The organism is Ensifer sp. ENS10, from assembly GCF_014852025.1.
GTDB lineage: Bacteria > Pseudomonadota > Alphaproteobacteria > Rhizobiales > Rhizobiaceae > Ensifer.
Map to the genome: position 1 here is coordinate 1,241,224 of NZ_JACVAS010000002.1, position 18,436 is coordinate 1,259,659.

Genomic DNA, 18,436 nt, shown 5'->3' on the forward strand with positions numbered 1-18,436 from the left:
GATGCGGCCGATCAATGACGGCCGCCTTCGAGATAGGCCGCGCGCACTTCCGGATTGGCGAGCAGATCCCTGCCGCTGCCGCTCATCGTCACCCGTCCGTTGACCATCACATAGCCGCGGTCCGAAAGCTTGAGCGCGCCGAAAGCGTTCTGCTCGACGAGGAAGACGGTCAGGCCTTCCTCCTTGTTGAGTTTCTTGATCGCTTCGAAGATGCCCTTGACGATCAGCGGCGCGAGACCAAGCGACGGCTCGTCGAGAAGCAACAGCTTCGGCCGTGCCATCAGCGCGCGGCCGATCGAGAGCATCTGCTGCTCGCCGCCTGACAGCGTGCCGCCGCGCTGCGCCTTACGCTCCTTGAGCCGGGGAAAGAGCCTGAAGATCTTTTCCACGTCCTCGTCGAAATGCTTCAGGTTGTCGAGGCTCGCCCCCATCTGCAGGTTTTCGAAAACCGTCATGCGCGGGAAGATGCGGCGGCCTTCCGGCGACTGGGCAATCCTCATACGCGCGATTTCGTGGGTCGGCAGGCGCGTGATGTCATGGCCGTCGAACATCACCGTGCCGGTGCGCGCCTGCGGGCTGCCGCAGATCGTCATCATCAATGTCGACTTGCCCGCGCCGTTGGCACCGATCAGCGAAACGATTTCTCCGCGATGGACCTCGACATCGACGCCGCTCAGCGCCCGAATGTTGCCGTAGTAGGTTTCGACGGCTTTCACTTGCAGCAGCGGCGCAGTCATTGCTTGGTGCCTCCCTGCCCGCCTTCGATTTCCTCGATTTGTTCGATCACCTGTTCAACCTCTTCATCCTCGACACCTAGATAGGCCGCGATGACCCTTGGATCGTTCTTCACGAAATCCGGGGTGCCGTCGGAGATCTTCTGCCCATATTCGAGCACGACGACATGGTCCGATATCTCCATGACCACGGACATGTCATGCTCGATCAGCAGGATGGAGGTGCCGGTGTCGCTGCGGATGCCCTGCAAAAGTTCATTGAGGGCATGCGATTCGCGCGGATTGAGGCCAGCCGCAGGCTCATCGAGGCACAGCAACTCCGGTCCCGTGCACATGGCACGAGCAATCTCCAACCGCCGCTGCGCGCCGTAGGGCAAGTCCCCGGCAGGGTCGTCTGCCCGGTCGATCAGCGATGCCTTTTCGAGCCAATGCTTGGCGAGTTCAGTCGCCTCCCTGGAGGCCTGCCGGTAGGCAGGAAATCCAAGGAGCCCGAGCACGGTATAGCCCGACGCCAGCATCAGTTTGTTGTGCTGCGCGACCAGCAGGTTCTCGAGCACGGTCATGCCGGAGAACATCCGGATGTTCTGGAACGTACGCGCCACCTTTGCATGCTTGGTGATCTCGAAGTCCGGCAGCCGCTCGAGGAGATACTCCTTTCCGGACTTCTGCTTCATCGTGATCATACCCATCGTCGGCTTGTAGAAGCCGGTGATGCAGTTGAATACCGTCGTCTTACCTGCCCCGTTCGGGCCGATCAGCGCGGTGATGTCGCCGCGATAGGCCTCGAAAGAGAAGTCGTTGATGGCCATCAGACCGCCGAAGCGCATCGACAGGTGCTCAACCTTGAGAATGGGATCTTGTGTCATTGTCATCGTCGTGGTCTCGAGGGCCATCAGCCATGCCCTTCCTTGGTAAAGCTGCCGGAGACGGCCTTGCGTTCGCGCAGGAACGCGGTCGGTTCACGCGATCCAACGAAGCCGCGCGGCTTCCAGACCATGACGACGACCATGGCCAGGCCAAAGATCAGCATGCGGTAGAGTTCCGGCGTGAAGTTCGGTCCGAAGACGGCCTTCAGGAAGTCAAGCTCACGCAGAATTTCGGTACCGCCGATCATGACGATCGCTGCGATCGCAATGCCCGTCAGCGACCCCATGCCGCCGAGGACGACGATCGCGAGGATCACTGCGGATTCGAGGAACACGAAGGATTCGGGCGACACGAAGCCCTGGCGTACTGCGAAGAAGGACCCGGCGATGCCGCCGAACATGGCGCCCATGGCGAAAGCCGTCAGCTTGGTGGTAACCGTGTTGATGCCAAGCGACTTGCAAGCGATCTCATCTTCGCGCAGCGCTTCCCAGGCGCGCCCGATCGGCATCCGACGCATGCGGATCGTCACGAAAGCCGTGATCAAGCAAAGACCGAGGATCAGGTAGAATAGGAAGATCTTGTAGTAGACCGACGAGATCGGCAGCCCCATCAATGCGGCAAAGCCATCCTTGGAGGCATCGAACTTGATGCCGAACAGCGTTGCCTTGGCAATGCCGGACACGCCGAACGTACCTTTGGTGACCTCGGTCCAGTTGATCAGGACAAGACGGATGATTTCGCCAAAGGCGAGCGTGACGATCGCCAGATAGTCTCCGCGCAGACGCAGCACCGGGAAGCCGAGGACCACGCCCCAGCAGGCGGCGAGGAGGCCGGCCACCGGCAACAACACCCAGAAGGACAGGCCCAGATAGGTGGAGAGCAGCGCGTAGGAATAGGCACCAACTGCGTAGAAAGCGACGTAACCGAGGTCCAGCAGGCCGGCGAGGCCGACGACGATGTTCAGGCCCCAGGCGAGCATCACATAGATCAGGATCTGGATGCCGAAATTGTCCACCCATTTCAGCGAGCCCTGAACACCGGTTAGCGCGACGATGACCGGCGGATAAAGGATCAAGGCAAGTATCGCAATCGTCGAGAAATTGCGGCTGAAGAAGCTTTCCTCCTTGGCAACTTCCGGCGCCGCCGCTTTGGCAGCCTTTCGCTGGGCAAGCCGCGGCTGGACATAGGCGACCATGAGGAAGCGGCCAACCATGGCGATGATCACGAAGATCGCCAGCAGGCCCCAACGTTGTGTCAGGATCAGCTCGTTGCGGATGTTCTGGTCGGTCTTGAGGCCGACGAACAGCACGAACAGTCCGAGCGTGATGAGGCCCGCGAAGACAGACTCGCGCAGGGCCCGCGCCGTCACCTCAGTGCCGGCGCTTGCAGTTGTAGAAGCAATGTTTGCCATTGAATTATACCTTCTCGACTTCCGGTCGTCCGAGAATACCCGACGGCTTGAAGATCAGAACGATTGCGAGAATGGAGAATGTCGCAACGTCCTTGTAGTCGATGGTGAAATAGGCCGACCACAGGGACTCGATCAGGCCGATCAGAAGTCCGCCCAAAACAGCGCCCGGCAGCGAGCCAATGCCTCCGAGAACGGCGGCGGTGAATGCCTTGACCCCGGGAACGAAGCCGTCGGTAAAAACGACCACGCCGTAATACATCAGGTACATGGTTCCCGCGACAGCAGCGAGTGCCGCACCCATGATGAAGGTCACCGAGATCGTACGATCGACGTCGACGCCGAGCAGAGCCGCCATCTTGCGATCCTGCTCGGTGGCGCGCTGTGCACGACCAAGCGGCGTCCTGTTGACGATGTACCAGAAGACGGAAAGCAGGATCGCCGTGATGATGATGATGATGATCTGCTTCAGCGAAATGGAGATGCCGAAAACCTCATAGACGGACGAGACGAGCGGCGGGATCGGCTTGTTGCGCGGTCCCTGCGTCACCTGGATGAAGTTCGACAACACGATCGACATGCCGATTGCGGTGATCAGCGGCGCCAGCCGGAATGACCCGCGCAGTGGCCGGTAGGCCACCTTCTCGATCGTCCAGTTCCACAGCGACGCCGCGAGCATAGCCACGACCATCATAAGCAAAAGCGCAAGTACAACCGGCACGCCTGCTATAAATGAGGTGAGAAGCAGAAAGACAATCAAAGCAGCAAAGCCGCCGAGCATGAAGATATCGCCGTGGGCGAAGTTGATCATGCCAATGATGCCGTAGACCATGGTATAACCGATTGCGATCATACCATAAATAGACCCAAGAGTCAGCCCGTTGACGAGCTGCTGGACGAAATACTCCATCAATCTTCCCCTGGACCAGATCCTTGAAGGTCCGGTCTCTTGTTTTTTGAGCTCATTTTGAGCGCTGTGTTTGATCGATTCCATACCTTTTTCAAACAAAAAGGAAAGCTAAAAAACGCGACTTCGGCAAAAACTTCCCCGATAAAATCGATTTGACGCTTTTAGAGCCAGAAAAACCAAAACTTCCGCAGCTTTCGCCCGCAAAATCATCAACTTTAGCCGTAAATGCCCGGGGATTCGCCTAGAGGCCTAGCCACCAAATGGCCAGGCCGGTGCGCTGCTTCGCCGCTCAGGTGCGCATCCGCTGCCCGTTTGCGTCGAACAAGGGATTCGCCTGGAGGCGTGCCGGCAGAATCTCGCCCAGGAGTTCGATCGACCAGCCATCGCTGCGATCGGCGATCTCCTTCGATACGTAACCCATGGCCACCGAAACGCCGCTCGTGTGCGCATAACCGCCCGATGTCACCCATCCGCGCACGACTCCGTCGAGATAGATCGGCTCGTCGCCGATGACGTCGGCATCCCTGGCCTCGAGGACGAAGGTCCTGAGACGCAGGGCGCCACCGTCCGCCTTCTCCTTCATTGCAGCCACCTTGCCGATAAAGTCCGCGTCCTTGCCGGTCGCGATGAAGCGGCCGAGGCCGGCCTCGACCGGGCCATAGAGCGGACGGTACTCGCGCGCCCAGCTGCCGAAGGATTTCTCGACGCGCAGCGCATTCAGCGCCCTGAGGCCGAACAGCCGGATCTCGGACGCTGCCCCCTTCTCCATCAGCAGCTCGAAGAGATAGCGCTGGTATTCGGGCTTCATCCAGATCTCGTAGCCGAGATCGCCGGTGTAGCTCACACGGCCGACGATCACGGGCGCCATGCCGAGGTCCATCCGGCGGATGTCCAGGAATGGAAAGGCGGCGTCGGAGACGTCGAGATGGGTGAGACCGGCAAGCACGTCGCGCGCCTTCGGCCCGGCGATCGACAGGCCAACCAGTTCCAGCTTCAGCGCCTTCAGCGAAACCGAGCCGTCCTCAGGCAGATGCGCCTCGAACCAGCGCATGTGATAGTCCTCGGCGATGCCGGAGCCGATCAGCAGGAAGTCTTCCTCCCCGAGCTTGGCAAGCGTGAAGTCGCCGATCAGCTTGCCGTCGTCCTTCAGCATCGGCGCCAGCGTCATGCGCCCCACCTGCGGAATACGGCAGGCCAGCAGCCGGTCGAGCCAGGCTTCAGCGCCCTCGCCCGTGATCGCATATTTGGCAAAGCCCGACGTCTCCATCAGGCCGACGCCCTCACGCACGGCGCGCGCTTCCGCGCCAACCGTCTCGAAATCCGTCGAGCGCCGCCAGGAGAAGGCGTCCTTCACCCCTTCGGGCGCAAACCACAGCGGCGTTTCGAGCCCATAGGACGCGCCGAAGACCGCGCCAGCCGCCTTCAGCCTGTCGTAGATCGGCGTCGTCAGCAGCGGCCTTGCCGCCGGCAGCTCCTCGTTCGGATAACGGATCGAGAAGCGACGTGAGTAGTTCTCGCGCACCTTGGCATTGGTATAGGCAAGCGTGGCGAAATCGCCGTAGCGCGAGACGTCCATGGCAAAGACGTCGAAGCCGGGGTCGCCATGGATCATCCAGTTGGCAAGCGCCAGCCCAACGCCGCCGCCCTGGCTGAAGCCGGCCATGACGGCGCAGGCCGACCAGAAATTCCTCAAGCCCCGCACCGGGCCGACGAGCGGGTTACCGTCCGGCGAGAAGGTGAAAGGGCCGTTGATGATCTTCTTGATGCCGGCTTTGTTGAAGGCCGGGAAATGCCTGAAGCCGACTTCGAGTTCCGGCGAAATGCGGTCGATATCCTCTGCCAGCAGCTCATGGCCAAAATCCCAGGGCGTGGAGATCGGCGACCACGGACGGCACGCCTTCTCATAGGTGCCCATCAGCATGCCCTGACGTTCCTGGCGCAAGTAGATTTCGCCATCAAAATCGACGCAGTGCATCAGCTCCTTGCCGCGCGTCTGGTTGAACTCGATGACCTCTGGCATATCCTCGGTGATGAGATACATGTGCTCCATAGCGAGCACCGGGAGTTCCAGCCCCACCATGCGCCCCACCTCGCGGGCCCAGAGGCCGGCGGCGTTGACGACGTGTTCGGCGACAATCTCGCCCTGGTTGGTGATGACCCGCCAGCAACCGTCTTCCCGCTGCACCAGATCCTCGACCTTGGTGTGCAGATAGATCTCCGCACCGTTCTTCTTCGCCGATTTGGCATAGGCATGCGTCGTGCCATAGGGATCGAGATGGCCCTCGACCGGATCGAAGACCGCGCCGACGAACTGGTCAGGATCGAGCAGCGGCATCAGGTCGTGCGCTTCCCTGGGCGTCAGCAGCTCGGCCTCGAGCCCCATGTAGCGCCCCTTGGCGAGGATCGACTTCATCCAGTCGAAGCGCTCCTTGGTGGCCGCCAGCATCATGCCCGATGTCATGTGCAGGCCGACGTCCTGACCGGAATACTCCTCAATCTCCTTGTAGAGCTCGACCGTATATTTCTGCAGCTTGGCGACGTTCGGGTCACCGTTGATCGTGTGCATGCCGCCGGCCGCATGCCAGGTGGAGCCGGACGTGAGCTCCGACCGTTCGAGCAGGACAACATCGGTCCAGCCGAACTTCGTCAGATGATAGAGCACCGAGCAACCGACGACACCGCCTCCGATAACGACGACCTTGGCATGGCTTTTCATGCGTACACTCCGTCTTTCCATGCTCCGGCGGAGGCATGGCCAAATTGTCAGGAAGAAAATCAAGACCGCTTACCTTCCGGACAGAAGCGCAGGCGGCGAATGGTGGCAGCCTAGTCAGAAAGGCGGCGCCGATAAAGACACGGCTGCGAAGGGCGCTTGTCCATTTCCGCCGTTTGCTGGCGGATCGGCGACCCGATTGCGGCATTTCATGCCGCATTTGTTTTCAGCCTCACGAAAGAGGCTGTTCAGTCTGAAAAAGCGGCGGTGAGATCGAACGCCCGCCCCATCCGCATCAGGTCGTCGAAGAGCGATTCGGCGTAGCTTCGCGGCACGATCAGTTCAAACGTATCCTCGTCCGTCCGGGCGAGATTGACCGGGATGTGGCCGCACAGAACATTGGCACTCCCCCCAAGCGAGAAGGTCGCGGGATGGACGTCGAGGCCGATACCTTTGGCAAGGATGCTGCGCACGTTCGGGCCGGTGAGGCGGAAGACGACGCGCCCGTCGCTTTGGTCGACGACATAGGCGCCCCCGTCGCAGAGCTCTTCGAGGCGACGCACGAGCCCGCTCGGCGCCTCCACCTCGGAGACCACCAGCCATTCCCCGGGGCCTGAGAAACGGAGCGACAGCTCGGGCACCGAAGCAATCGACTGCCGCACTGCCTCGGCCTGCCCGGCACGGGCAAGAACCGTCGCCATCGCACGCCAATGGCCGACCATCAGGTGATCGGCGGTCGCGGGCCTCGGTGCAGAGCGCAGTTTCTGTTCCAGTGCGTGGCGGTTGTTGTAGTCGCGAACCATCGCCGCCTCCTCAGGCCTTCAGCTTTGCGTTTTGCGGATCGACGAAGACCGGATCGCAGACCTCGGCGACGATCTCCTGATCGCGCAGCTTGTCGAAAACGATGACCTTCTCGCCGTACCGCTCACGCCCGGACTTCAGGAAGGCAAGTGCGATGGCATGCCCCAGGACCGGCGAGAAGCCGGCCGAGCTTACCCAACCCTGATCGTTCAGCGTCGAGGGCTTCGTACCTTCCTTCAGGAGATGGGCGCCGGCGCGCATGTCCTTGTCGGCATCGACGGCCTTCAGCCCGACGAGCTGCATGCGATCGGCGGCCGTCAGCCCGTAGCGCGTCGACAGCCGCTTGCCGATGAAGTCGACTTTCTGCATCGACAGCATGCGGCCAAGGCCGGCGTCGTCGGGTGTCACGCGACCGTCGAATTCGGCATGCGTCAGCAGTCCCTTCTCGAGCCGCAGCACATTGAGCGCCTCGACGCCATAGGCGCAGATATCGTGGGGCCGGCCGGCCTCCATGATCTGGTCCGCCACCGCTTCGCCGTTGCCGGCCGGCACGGCCAGTTCGAAGGCGAGTTCCCCGGAGAAGGAGATGCGGAAGAGCCGCGCGGCCACGCCGCTTTTCAGAACAATCTTCCGGGCGGAAAGGAACGGAAATGCGCCGTCGGAAATGTCGCCGTCGACAATCTGCTGCAACACCGCGCGTGCCTTCGGGCCGGCGATCGCCATCTGCGCCCATTGGTCGGTCGACGAGGTGAAACGGACTTCGAGTTCCGGCCAGAGCGCCTGGGCGCAATATTCCATGTGCGCCATGACCGGGCCGGCCATCGCCGTCGTCGTGGTGACGAAGAAATGCGCCTCGTCGAACCGGCTCACCGTGCCGTCGTCGAAGACGAACCCGTCCTCGCGCAGCATCAGGCCATAGCGCGCCTTGCCGACCGGCAGCTTCAAGACCGGGTTGCAGTAGAGCCGGTTGAGGAACTCCGCGGCGTCGGGGCCGAAAACCTCGATCTTGCCGAGCGTCGAGACGTCGCAGAGGCCGACATTGGCTCGCACGTTCAGCACTTCGCGATCGACGCTTTCGCGCCAGGTCTTCTCGCCGGCGCGCGGGAACCACGCCGAGCGATGCCAGAGCCCCGCCTCGACGAAGGTCGCACCGTTTTTCATCGCCCAGCCATGCAGCGGTGACTTCCGTGCCGGCGCCGCGTGTTCGTCGCGTGCCGTCCCGGCAAGCGCACCAAGGGAGACCGGTGTGTAGAAAGGCCGGAAGGTCGTGGTGCCGACCTCCGCCGGGCTGACACCGCGCATGCCCGCGAGAATGCCGACAGCGTTGATGTTGGAAAGCTTGCCCTGGTCGGTCGCCATGCCGTTGGTGGTGTAGCGCTTGGCATGCTCCACATGGCCGAAGCCTTCGCGAAGCGCGAGGCCAAGATCCTTCGCATGCACGTCGTTCTGGAAATCGACGAAGGCCTTCGACTTGGCACCCGGGACATACCAGAGCGCAGTGAAGGAAGAGGCTTCTTCAGCATCGACGACAGGAACGGCGGCCGAAACGGCGTTGAAACCGAGATCCGCCGCAATCGTTGCGGCCTTCTCCGCACCATCGGAAAGGCAGCCGGCGAGCGTATAGATACCGTTGGCAGCACCGACGGGGCGCAGACCACCGCCGACATCGGGGGCGGCGAATGCCTTCAACGCCTCCGACCAGACCGGCTTGGCACCTCGCTGGCAGGCAAGATGCACGACCGGGCTCCAGCCGCCGGACATGCCGAGTGCATCGCAGGCGATCAGTTCCTCGAAGCCGGAGCGCTCGACGACGATGCCCTTGAGGCGTTGCCTGCCCTTGGTATCGACGATGGAGGCCGAACGGATGACCCGGACACCATCGGGCGCCTGATCGCCGGATTCCGCTCGGGCATCGACGATCGCTGCGATCGCCACGCCTTTCGCAGAAAGCGTCCGCGCCGTGCGATAGCCGGCGCTGCCGCTGGTGAAGAGCGCGACCGTCTTGCCTGCGGCCACGCCGTAGCGTTCGGCAAAGGTGGTCATGGCACCGGCCATCATCACGCCGGGGCGATCATTGCCGCCGAAGACCAGCGGCCGTTCCTCGGCACCGGTTGCGAGCAGCGCGCGCTTGGCAACGATGCGCCAGACGCGCTCGCTTACTAGCTTCGACGACGGCTCGGCGACGTGCTTCTGCACGCGCTCGACGGCGCCGAAGACGTTGTCGTCGTACCAGCCAAAGACGGTGGTGCGCGAAAGCAGTGTGACGTTGGGCAGCGATTGCAGTTCCGCGACCGTGCGGTCGGCGAAGACGGATGCCGGGGCACCGTCGATGGTCTCGCTGGTCGAAAGCAGAGAACCGCCGAGCCGGAAATCCTCGTCTGCAACGATGACCCGGAGGCCGGCGCGGCCGGCCGTCAGTGCCGCCATCAGCCCGGACGGACCGGCACCGACGACGAGCAGATCGCAGAAAGCCCAGGATTTCTCATAAGCCTCGGGGTCGCGTTCGAGCACCGCCCGGCCGAGGCCCGCAGCACGGCGAATGAAGGGCTCGTAGATCCGCTCCCAGAACTGCTTCGGCCACATGAAGGTCTTGTAGTAGAAGCCGGCGCCGAGGAAGGGCGACAGCACGCCGTTGACTGCCCCGATATCGAAGGCGAGCGACGGCCAACGGTTCTGGCTTCGCGCCGTCAGCCCGCCGTAGAGTTCGGCGACAGTCGCCTTGGTGTTCGCATCGGTGCGGGCACCGGAGCCGATGGTGACGAGCGCGTTCGGCTCAGAGGGCCCGGTGCTGACGATGCCGCGCGGCCGATGGTACTTGAAGCTGCGGCCGACGAGCAACTGGTCGTTGGCAAGCAGCGCCGAGGCGAGCGTATCGCCCGCAAAGCCGCGCAATGGACTGCCGTCGAAGGTGAAGCTCAGCGTTTTGCTGCGATCGATCAGACCGCCGGAGGAGAGCCGATAGCCGCTCATCGCTCAACCCTCCGCGCGAACTCGGCGGCATCGACGACGGAATAGACCTCGTGGGTGGCCGTATCACGCTCGACCACCAGGAAGCGGCGACAGCCGGCAACGTGATGCCAGTGCTCGAAGGTCCGGCCGCGCGGGTTCACGCGCACATAGACATAGTCGTGCCAGGTTTCGTCAGAGTCCATCGGTTCGGGGCGGCCGCGCGAGGCATCGCCGCGGACCGCGAATTCTTCCTTCGGTCGAACCCCGCAATGCGGGCAGGTAATCAGGCTTGCCATTGTCTTCCGTATCCTGAAGCCGACCTCGGCCCCCGTTCATTCCGTACTGCCGGGCGGGCCGGCAAAGTGCTGTCAGTGAAGGTTGGGCTGTGGGCCGGCGCCGGCCTCGTCAACGGCATAGCCGCGCGCGAAGCGATCGAGCCTGAGGGCGCGCGCCACCGGATGGGTATCGTTCCTGGCGATCAGATGAGCGAAGCAATAACCGGAGGCCGGCGTCGCCTTGAAGCCGCCGTAGCACCAGCCACAGTTCAGGTAGAGATTGTCGATCGAGGTGCGGTCGATGATGGGCGAACCGTCCATGCTCATGTCCATGACCCCGCCCCAGGCGCGCAGCACCCGAACGCGTGACAGGCCGGGGATCATCGTCACCCCCTCCTCCATCACATGCTCGGCGGTCGCAAGATTGCCGCGCTGAGCATAGGAGGAGTAGCCGTCGATCTCGGCGCCGAAGACGAGGCCGCCCTTGTCCGACTGCGAGATGTAGAAGTGGCCGCCGCCATAGACGATCACGTGGTCGATGCAGGGCTTCAGCCCCTCGGTCACGAAGGCCTGAAGTACATGGCTTTCGAGCGGCAGCTTGAGGTCCGCCATCTCGCCGACGCGCGAGGAATTGCCGGCCGCAGCCAGCGCCAGCTTGCCGCAGCCGATGAAGCCCTTGGTCGTTTCGACCCCGGTGACGACGCCGTTTTCGCGGCGGATGCCGGTCACTTCGCAATGCTCGATGATGTCGACGCCATGCCGGTCGGCACCGCGGGCATAGCCCCAGGCGACCGCATCGTGTCTCGCCGTGCCGGCGCGCCGCTGCAACAGGCCGCCAAGGATCGGATAACGGGCGTGGTCGTAATTGAGAAAGGGGATCATCTTCTTCAATTGTTCACGCTCGATGAGCTCGGCCGCCACGCCTTCCATCCACATCGCGTTTCCGCGCCTGATATAGGCGTCGCGCTGGGCGTCGCTGTGATAGAGCATGATGACGCCGCGTTGCGACAGCATCACATTGTAGTTGAGATCCTGCTCCAGCCCTTCCCAGAGCTTCATCGAAAACTCGTAGAAGGGTTCGTTGCCGGGCAGCATGTAGTTGGAGCGCACGATCGTCGTGTTGCGCCCGACATTGCCCGAGCCGAGATAGCCCTTCTCCAGCACCGCGACGTTCTTCACGCCGAATTCCTTGGCGAGGTAGTAAGCGGTCGAAAGACCGTGCCCGCCGCCGCCGACGATGATCACGTCGTAATGCGGTTTGGGCTGGGGCTGGCGCCATTGCGGCTTCCAATTCAGGTTTCCGGAAAGGGCGTTCCTGACGAGCGAGAAGGCGGAATAACGCATGAAGGCATCCAGGTGAGTTGCGTCGGCACATTTGCACAGCCGTGAGGCGGAAGCCAAGACGCAAGCCTGGCGCAGGTGCAAAAAACCGTTCGCTGGCTCATCGTGCACTTCGCTGCGCAGCGGAGTGGATCGATGTTCGTCTCCAATCGAATGCGCCTACCGCCAAAAGCACGGGTACCATCCTGTTCCCGATATGCTATGGGCTTGGTGATGGACGGAAAGTAAGGGCGAATGCTGGAGATACTGCAACAATCGGCGATATCAGCGGGTCGGGCCATTCTCGACATCTACAACGCAGGCCCGGCGGTCACCTACAAGGCGGACTTTTCGCCGGTCACCGACGCCGATGCCTGCGCCGAGCGCATCATCCTGGCGGACCTCGCCCGCGCCTTCCCGGACGTGCCTGTGGTCGCCGAAGAGGCTGTCGCCGCAGGCTTCGTGCCTGACATCGCCGGCAAATCCTTCTTCCTTGTCGATCCACTCGACGGCACGAAGGAATTCATCGGCCGGCACGACGACTTTACCGTCAATATCGCGTTGATCGAGAACGGCGCGCCCGTGGCCGGCGTCGTTTACGCACCGGCGCTCGGCATCCTCTATGCGGCGAACCACGGCAAGGCAGTGAAGGCGGTCATCGACCAGACCTTTCACCTCGACCATGAAACGATCATTGGCTGCCGCAGTTGCGGCGATCGCATGGTGGGTCTAGCCAGCCGTTCGCACAACAGCGCCGAGACGATCGCCTACCTCGCCGAGCACGGCATAGCCGACTACAGAGCGGTCGGATCGTCCCTCAAGTTCTGCCTTCTCGCAGAGGGGCTCGCTGACGTCTATCCGCGCTTCAGCCGCACGATGGAATGGGACACGGCCGCGGGCGATGCCATCCTCCGGGCGGCTGGCGGCGAAACGCTGACGATGGACGGTGCGCCGCTCACCTACGGCAAGCGCAACCAGAAGAACGACAGCGACTTCGCCAACCCCTGGTTCGTTTCGCGCGGCAAGCCGTAAGGACCCCGCCGGGAACCCATCACTCTTGCCGAATTCCGGCGGCGATCAGCTGGCCGAGCGTCCTCTCGTTGAACGGCTTGTCTATCCGCGGGACGTCCCGCAGATGCCCTGGGAAAAGCTCCATGTCGCTGTAGCCGCTGGTGAACCCAAACGGCATGCCGCGTGCAAGCATCGCATCGGCAACGCCGAAGCTCGTATGGTTATCGAGACGGACGTCGAGGATTGCAAAGTCAAAGCTCTGTCGAGACAGGATCTCCATCGCCTGGTCCGCGTTCGCCGCGATCGTCACCTCGGCAATACCGAGCGACGTCAGGATTTCTTCGGCATCCGATGCAATGAGGAAATTGTCTTCGAGAACAAGAACGGTCCGGACATGCGGAGGAACTTCGTCCATCCAGCTTACTCCACCTTGTGCGCGTACCGACAGGGCATTCGCGCCGATAAGAGCAAGCTATAGGCGCCTCGAGGCGGCCCGGCATTTAAATAAGACATGTAGCGCCGATTGGGGCCAAGCGCGGAACAACCGACCGGTACCGACGTTCAACACCGGTACGCGGATCACGATCGCAAGCGATCGCTGTTTCGCGGCTTTCTCAAGATAGAACGGGAGCAGGAGAATGAAGCAGACAGCCTCCGTGCTTAAACCGAAGGTCAAGGACGAAGAATTCGACATCGGCCTGACCAGGGCCTACCGTCAGGAGATGGCAGCGGCACTGTCCGACATCCTTGCCGATACCTACAAGCTGGTGATCAAGAGCCACATCTACCATTGGAATGTGGTCGGCCCATTGTTCAAGCCGCTGCACGAATTGACGGAAGAGCACTACAACACGCTCTTTCAGGCGACTGACGTGATTGCCGAGCGGATACGTGCACTGGGTCACCTCGCCCCAGCCAAACTCACCGAGGCGGCGGCATTTGCCCCGAGCGGCGGCTCCGTCAACCACGCGAGCGCGGCCGACATGGTGGCCGACCTGATTGCCGATCACGAGGCGGCCGTGCGCCGCATGCGCGACGCCGGCACCACGGCGGACGAGAACGACGACCTTGTCACCACGGACATGCTGACCGATCGCCTCAACTTCCACGAAAAGGCGCTTTGGATGCTGCGCGCGATCGTCGCAGCCTGATCCTATCGGGGTCCGGCATCGATGCGGCGACGTTCGCCGCATCGGAAAGGAAAGGATACGGCGCCCTTCAACGGCATTTCAGATGAAGGGCCGCTTGGGTTCATTCAACCCTTCCCAGCCCGAAATCGCAAGCAATCCATCGATATCGCGGACATTGCAGCCCTTGTCCGCCCAGCGGATCAGGTCGCGCTCGGCAAGCTTCTTCAACGTCTTGTTGGTATGGACGATCGAAAGACCCAGCGTATCGGCCACATGCTGCTGCGTGACCGGAATGGCGACGCGACTGCTGCTGAAAAGGTCGAGTGCCTTTGCACGCTGGTAGAGAAAGGCAAGCAGGTAGGCGGCCCGTTCCAGCGCCGAGCGGCGACCGATGCTCAGGAGGTTCTCATCCAGAATGCGCTCCTCGCGCGCCGCGATCCAGGTGAGGTCATAGGCGAGTTCGGGATAGTTGGCGAACAGGCGGTTCAGCTTGCCGCGCTCGAAAACGCAAAGGGTCACCGGCGACAGCGCTTCAATCGAATGCTGCATCTCCCCCATCAGGCTGCCCTGCAGGCCGATCAGATCACCCGGCATCACATAATTCAGGATCTGGCGGCGTCCGTCATCGAGCATCTTGTAGCGAAAGCCCCAGCCGGAAAGCACCGTGAAGAGGTGGGCGCTGTGCGCGCCTTCAACGAGGATGGTTGCGCCGCCATCGACTGCGAGTTCACCGGTCTTGAATTGCGACACGAAGGCGAGTTCTTCATTTGTGAAGGCGCGAAAATGGTCGAGCTTCCGCAATGGACAGCTTTCGCAAGGTGTGCGTTTTTCGTTTCGAGTTGCAGTTCCGTTCATCGTTCCATCCGCGAAAATGCCTTCGGCCACGCGTTCAATGCAAAACTGCAAGTAGCGCCGGAGCTGCCCGGGACAAGGGACGGCCTTGAAAACACATGGTTTTCAGGAGCCTCTTGCCGAGACGCCAATGGACAGGCCGTCCTTGGTGCCCTATCTCTTGCACGCGATCCCGCCACAGGAGTTCCGTCATGTCGCACCCCGCCTTCGCCCCCAACAATGTTGCCGTCATCACCGGTGCCGCCTCCGGCATTGGATTGGCAGCATCGCGCCATTTCGCCTCGCTCGGCCTGCGCGTCGTGCTCGCCGATCTCGCAGGCGAGAGATTGGACAAAGCAGTCGCCGAGGTCGCTGCCGTCACGCCGGCGGGTGCACAGCATGTCGTTGCGATCCCGACTGATGTCTCGCGGCTCGAAGATCTGGAAGCGCTCGAACGCGAGACGCGTCGACGGTTCGGAGAGGTGCACGTGCTGATGAACAATGCCGGTATCCAGCCCGGCAGCGCCATGCTCGGTGCGTTGGCAGCCTGGGAGGCGACGATCGGCGTCAATCTCTGGGGTGTCATCAATGGTGCCCGCACCTTCGCGCCGGGCATGGTTGCCCATGGCAAGGCGGCGGTCATCATCAACACCGGCTCGAAGCAGGGCATCACCACGCCGCCGGGCGACCCGGCCTACAATGTCTCGAAGGCGGGTGTGAAGGTCTTCACCGAAGCGCTGGAACACGAGTTGCGCAACACCGCCGGCAGCCAGGTTCATGCTCATCTCCTGATCCCCGGCTTCGTCTATACGTCGCTGACGGCCCATGGCCGCACCGAGAAGCCCGCCGGCGCCTGGACGGCCGAGCAGACCGTCGACTTCATGATGGAAAGCCTCGCCTGCGGCGATTTCTATATCCTCTGCCCCGACAACGACGTCCCCCGCGCCACCGACGAGCGACGCATTCTCTGGGCTGCCGGCGACATCGTCGAGAACCGGCCGCCGCTGTCGCGCTGGCATCCGAAGTACGCGGAAGCGTTCAAGGCGTTCCTCGAAAAGGACAGCGACTGATCCTCGGACGTAAACACAGCGTTCGCCGCAGCGCTTCTGGTGCCGGCGCCGCGCTTCGTGTTTTGTGAGCAGAGACCAATGAGGAATCAAGAATGACGAGCGGCATCCACCACATCACCCTGATTGCCCGGAAGGTCCAGGCGAACGTCGATTTCTATGTGGGCTTCCTGGGTTTGCGCCTCGTCAAGCGGACAGGCGGCTACGAAGACGCTAACCAGCTGCACCTCTTTTATGGTGACGCCGAGGGCTCGCCCGGATCGCTCGTCACCTTCCTGATGTGGGAGGACGGCGGTCGCGGCCGGGTGGGGCACAGCCAGCCGAGCGAAATCGCCTTCGCCATCCGGCCGGAGAGCATCGGTTTCTGGCTGACCCGGGCGCTGCAATTCAACATCGCCACCTCAGGGCCGTCGCAGGAGTTCGGCGAACCGGTGCTGCGCCTCAAAGATCCGGACGGCGTCATCGTCAAGCTCGTCGGCACCGAGGCGGTTTCGGCCACGGCTCCCTGGAGCACGCGCGATATCCCGGAAGAAGATGCGATCCGACGCCTGCGCGGCGCCACGATCCTTACCGAGAAGCCGGCAGAATCCGTTCGCTTCCTGAAAACGCATTTCGGTTACAGTGAAACGGCCTCCAACGACACGATCCGTCGCCTCACCTCCGCCTCCGGCGACGTCATCGACGTGCGCGACGCAACTGGCTTCTGGACGTCTGCTCCTGGAACCGGGACGATCGACCACGTTGCTTTCCGCGCGCCGGATCGGGCTGCCGTGGAACAAGTGGGGGTCGACCTGCGACGCGATGACGCCGGCGCCATCAACGCGCATGACCGCAAATACTTCTATTCGCTCTACGTGCGCGAGCCCGGCGGCTCGCTCTACGAACTGGCAAGCGACGTGCCCGGCTTCACCGTCGACGAATCCGAGGAAACGCTCGGCACCGAACTCTTTGTCCCCACGCATTTCGGCGCCGCCAGGGAAGAATTGCTGCTCGCCATGCCGCAGTTCGCACTGCCGGGAGAACCGCGCCTGACGCAAAGGGATCTGCCCTTCGTGCACCGTTTCTACCATCCGGAGAAACTGAACGACCGCACCTTCATGCTGCTTCACGGCAGCGGTGCCGACGAGACACAGCTTCTGCATCTGGCCCATCAGGTCGACCGCGAAGCGACACTCGTCGGCATTCGTGGCCGGGCGAACGAAGAAGGTTTGCCGCGCTGGTTCCGCCGCTATTCACCGACGACCTTCGACCAGAAGGACGTGCGCGCGGAGGCCGATGCCTTCGCTGCCTTCGTCGAGGGAGCCGAAGACGGCTACCGCATCGATCTCGAGAAGACCGTCTTCATCGGCTACTCCAACGGCGCCAACCTGCTGGTCGCGCTGATGCTCCTGCATCCGGGACTGATCCGCAACGTCGTGCTGATGCGCTCGATGCTCGTGCTCGACGATGTGCCGCCTCCTGATCTCTCGGGCACGAACATCCTGCTGCTGACGGGCCAGCACGACAGCTACGGAGAATTCGCGCCTCGCCTGAAGGCGGAGCTGTCACGCACCGGCGCGGATCTGACGACGACAGAACTCGACATGGGGCACGAGATCGGCGCACCTGATATTGCTGCAATCCAGCAATGGCTGGAGGAGAAGGGGCTGTAAGTCCCCCCGCCCCGCCTCCGACTGTCCGGCACCCCCTCTGGTCGGGCTTCACCCGAGCATCCATTGCCAAGCCGGTGCCGCATCGTGGATCCTCGGTCGAACCCGAGGATGACGAGAGCGTCGCGTTAGGACGATGTCAGCCGCCTACGCTTCTTTTTCCGCCCTGGCAAAATCCGCGAACGCCTTGACGAAGGCTGCCAGTCGGTCGCGGGCAGCCGCATCCGTCAGCGTCCCCTCGTCGTCGAAAAGCGTGTCCGCTTTGGGCAACATCAGCCGCTTGCCCGACCAGAGCTCGGCACCGAGCGTGCGCATGACGGGCAGCCACGCGTTCTGACTCAGAATGGTGCCGAAATTGCCGGGCGAGGCGCCGGCGAGCGCGAAAGGTCGGTTGCGAAACACCTTGGCGATATCGGCCGATGGCCGGCTCAACCAGTCGATCGCGTTCTTGAACACGCCCGGAATGGAGTTGTTGTATTCAGGCGTGAACAGGATGACGCCATCGGCGGCCATCACCTGCTGCTTCAGAACCGTCACAGCCGGCGGAATACCGCTCTCTTTTTCGATATCGCCATCATAGAGCGGAATACCGTGCAGTGTCGCGGTGTCGAATTTGACGTCATCCGGCAGATTTTCCGCGGCCGCCCGCATCAGGCCCGTGTTGAACGACGCTTTGCGCAGGCTCCCGGATATGCCGAGGATTTTCGTCATGAGATCTGATCCTTCCTACTCTACAGGTCCTTGCGGGCGCGCCTCGATAAAGGGATGGCG

At 62.3% G+C, this 18,436-nt stretch carries 16 protein-coding genes; 4 read left to right on the top strand and 12 right to left on the bottom strand.

Going from position 1 to position 18,436, the window contains the following annotated elements; translation table 11 throughout:
- Positions 1-11: 11 nt before the first annotated feature.
- From IB265_RS13010 to IB265_RS13050, 9 genes are all read right to left on the bottom strand, one after another.
- Positions 12-737, bottom strand: coding sequence for an ABC transporter ATP-binding protein (locus tag IB265_RS13010; RefSeq protein ID WP_057249024.1), 726 nt, complete (start codon positions 735-737; stop codon positions 12-14).
- Positions 734-1,627, bottom strand: a complete 894-nt coding sequence (locus tag IB265_RS13015; protein ID WP_057249023.1) for an ABC transporter ATP-binding protein — start codon at positions 1,625-1,627, stop codon at positions 734-736. The genes IB265_RS13010 and IB265_RS13015 overlap by 4 nt, the downstream gene beginning before the upstream one ends.
- Positions 1,627-3,012 carry a high-affinity branched-chain amino acid ABC transporter permease LivM gene (gene livM / locus IB265_RS13020; protein ID WP_057249022.1) on the bottom strand — a complete coding sequence of 462 codons (1,386 nt, stop codon included), beginning with the start codon at positions 3,010-3,012 and terminating at the stop codon, positions 1,627-1,629. The genes IB265_RS13015 and livM overlap by 1 nt, the downstream gene beginning before the upstream one ends.
- 4 nt (positions 3,013-3,016) lie before the next feature.
- Positions 3,017-3,919, bottom strand: a complete 903-nt coding sequence (locus IB265_RS13025; RefSeq protein WP_053248038.1) for a branched-chain amino acid ABC transporter permease — start codon at positions 3,917-3,919, stop codon at positions 3,017-3,019.
- 289 nt (positions 3,920-4,208) lie between these two features.
- Complete coding sequence (locus IB265_RS13030; RefSeq protein WP_057249021.1) at positions 4,209-6,635, bottom strand: FAD-dependent oxidoreductase; 2,427 nt, start codon at positions 6,633-6,635, stop codon at positions 4,209-4,211.
- Positions 6,636-6,880: 245 nt separating this feature from the next.
- Entirely contained in the window at positions 6,881-7,435 is a 555-nt protein-coding gene (locus tag IB265_RS13035; protein ID WP_192494810.1) for a sarcosine oxidase subunit gamma, read from the bottom strand.
- Positions 7,436-7,445: 10 nt separating this feature from the next.
- On the bottom strand, positions 7,446-10,403 hold the full coding sequence (locus IB265_RS13040) for a sarcosine oxidase subunit alpha family protein (RefSeq protein WP_057249019.1): 2,958 nt from the start codon (positions 10,401-10,403) through the stop codon (positions 7,446-7,448).
- Positions 10,400-10,678: a sarcosine oxidase subunit delta gene (locus tag IB265_RS13045; protein ID WP_057249018.1), complete on the bottom strand. Its 279-nt coding sequence runs from the start codon at positions 10,676-10,678 to the stop codon at positions 10,400-10,402. Before IB265_RS13045 ends, IB265_RS13040 begins: the two co-directional genes overlap by 4 nt.
- A gap of 72 nt (positions 10,679-10,750) precedes the next feature.
- Positions 10,751-12,001, bottom strand: coding sequence for a sarcosine oxidase subunit beta family protein (locus IB265_RS13050; protein ID WP_057249017.1), 1,251 nt, complete (start codon positions 11,999-12,001; stop codon positions 10,751-10,753).
- A gap of 231 nt (positions 12,002-12,232) precedes the next feature.
- Between IB265_RS13050 and cysQ the strand changes: the two genes are divergently transcribed.
- On the top strand, positions 12,233-13,009 hold the full coding sequence (gene cysQ, locus IB265_RS13055; RefSeq protein WP_057249016.1) for a 3'(2'),5'-bisphosphate nucleotidase CysQ: 777 nt from the start codon (positions 12,233-12,235) through the stop codon (positions 13,007-13,009).
- 19 nt (positions 13,010-13,028) lie between these two features.
- On the opposite strand, the gene IB265_RS13060 is transcribed toward cysQ, so the two are convergent.
- Positions 13,029-13,403, bottom strand: coding sequence for a response regulator (locus IB265_RS13060; RefSeq protein WP_057249015.1), 375 nt, complete (start codon positions 13,401-13,403; stop codon positions 13,029-13,031).
- Positions 13,404-13,626: 223 nt separating this feature from the next.
- Here IB265_RS13060 and IB265_RS13065 point away from each other — a divergent pair, with 223 nt between their 5' ends.
- The gene (locus IB265_RS13065; RefSeq protein WP_057249014.1) at positions 13,627-14,139 is read left to right on the top strand and encodes a Dps family protein; all 513 of its coding nucleotides are present in this window, start codon (positions 13,627-13,629) and stop codon (positions 14,137-14,139) included.
- A gap of 78 nt (positions 14,140-14,217) precedes the next feature.
- Here the strand turns inward: IB265_RS13065 and IB265_RS13070 are convergent, their stop codons facing one another.
- Positions 14,218-14,973 (bottom strand): Crp/Fnr family transcriptional regulator, encoded by a 756-nt coding sequence (locus tag IB265_RS13070; protein WP_057249124.1) that lies wholly within the window; start codon positions 14,971-14,973, stop codon positions 14,218-14,220.
- A 188-nt stretch (positions 14,974-15,161) separates the two neighbouring features.
- Between IB265_RS13070 and IB265_RS13075 the strand changes: the two genes are divergently transcribed.
- Together IB265_RS13075 and IB265_RS13080 are read left to right on the top strand one after the other, a co-directional pair.
- On the top strand, positions 15,162-16,019 hold the full coding sequence (locus tag IB265_RS13075; protein ID WP_057249013.1) for an SDR family NAD(P)-dependent oxidoreductase: 858 nt from the start codon (positions 15,162-15,164) through the stop codon (positions 16,017-16,019).
- A gap of 92 nt (positions 16,020-16,111) precedes the next feature.
- Entirely contained in the window at positions 16,112-17,668 is a 1,557-nt protein-coding gene (locus IB265_RS13080) for a VOC family protein (protein ID WP_057249012.1), read from the top strand.
- A 144-nt stretch (positions 17,669-17,812) separates the two neighbouring features.
- Here the strand turns inward: IB265_RS13080 and IB265_RS13085 are convergent, their stop codons facing one another.
- A complete protein-coding gene (locus IB265_RS13085; protein ID WP_057249011.1) occupies positions 17,813-18,376 on the bottom strand; it encodes an NADPH-dependent FMN reductase in 564 nt (187 codons plus the stop codon).
- Between the last annotated feature and the right edge of the window lie 60 nt (positions 18,377-18,436).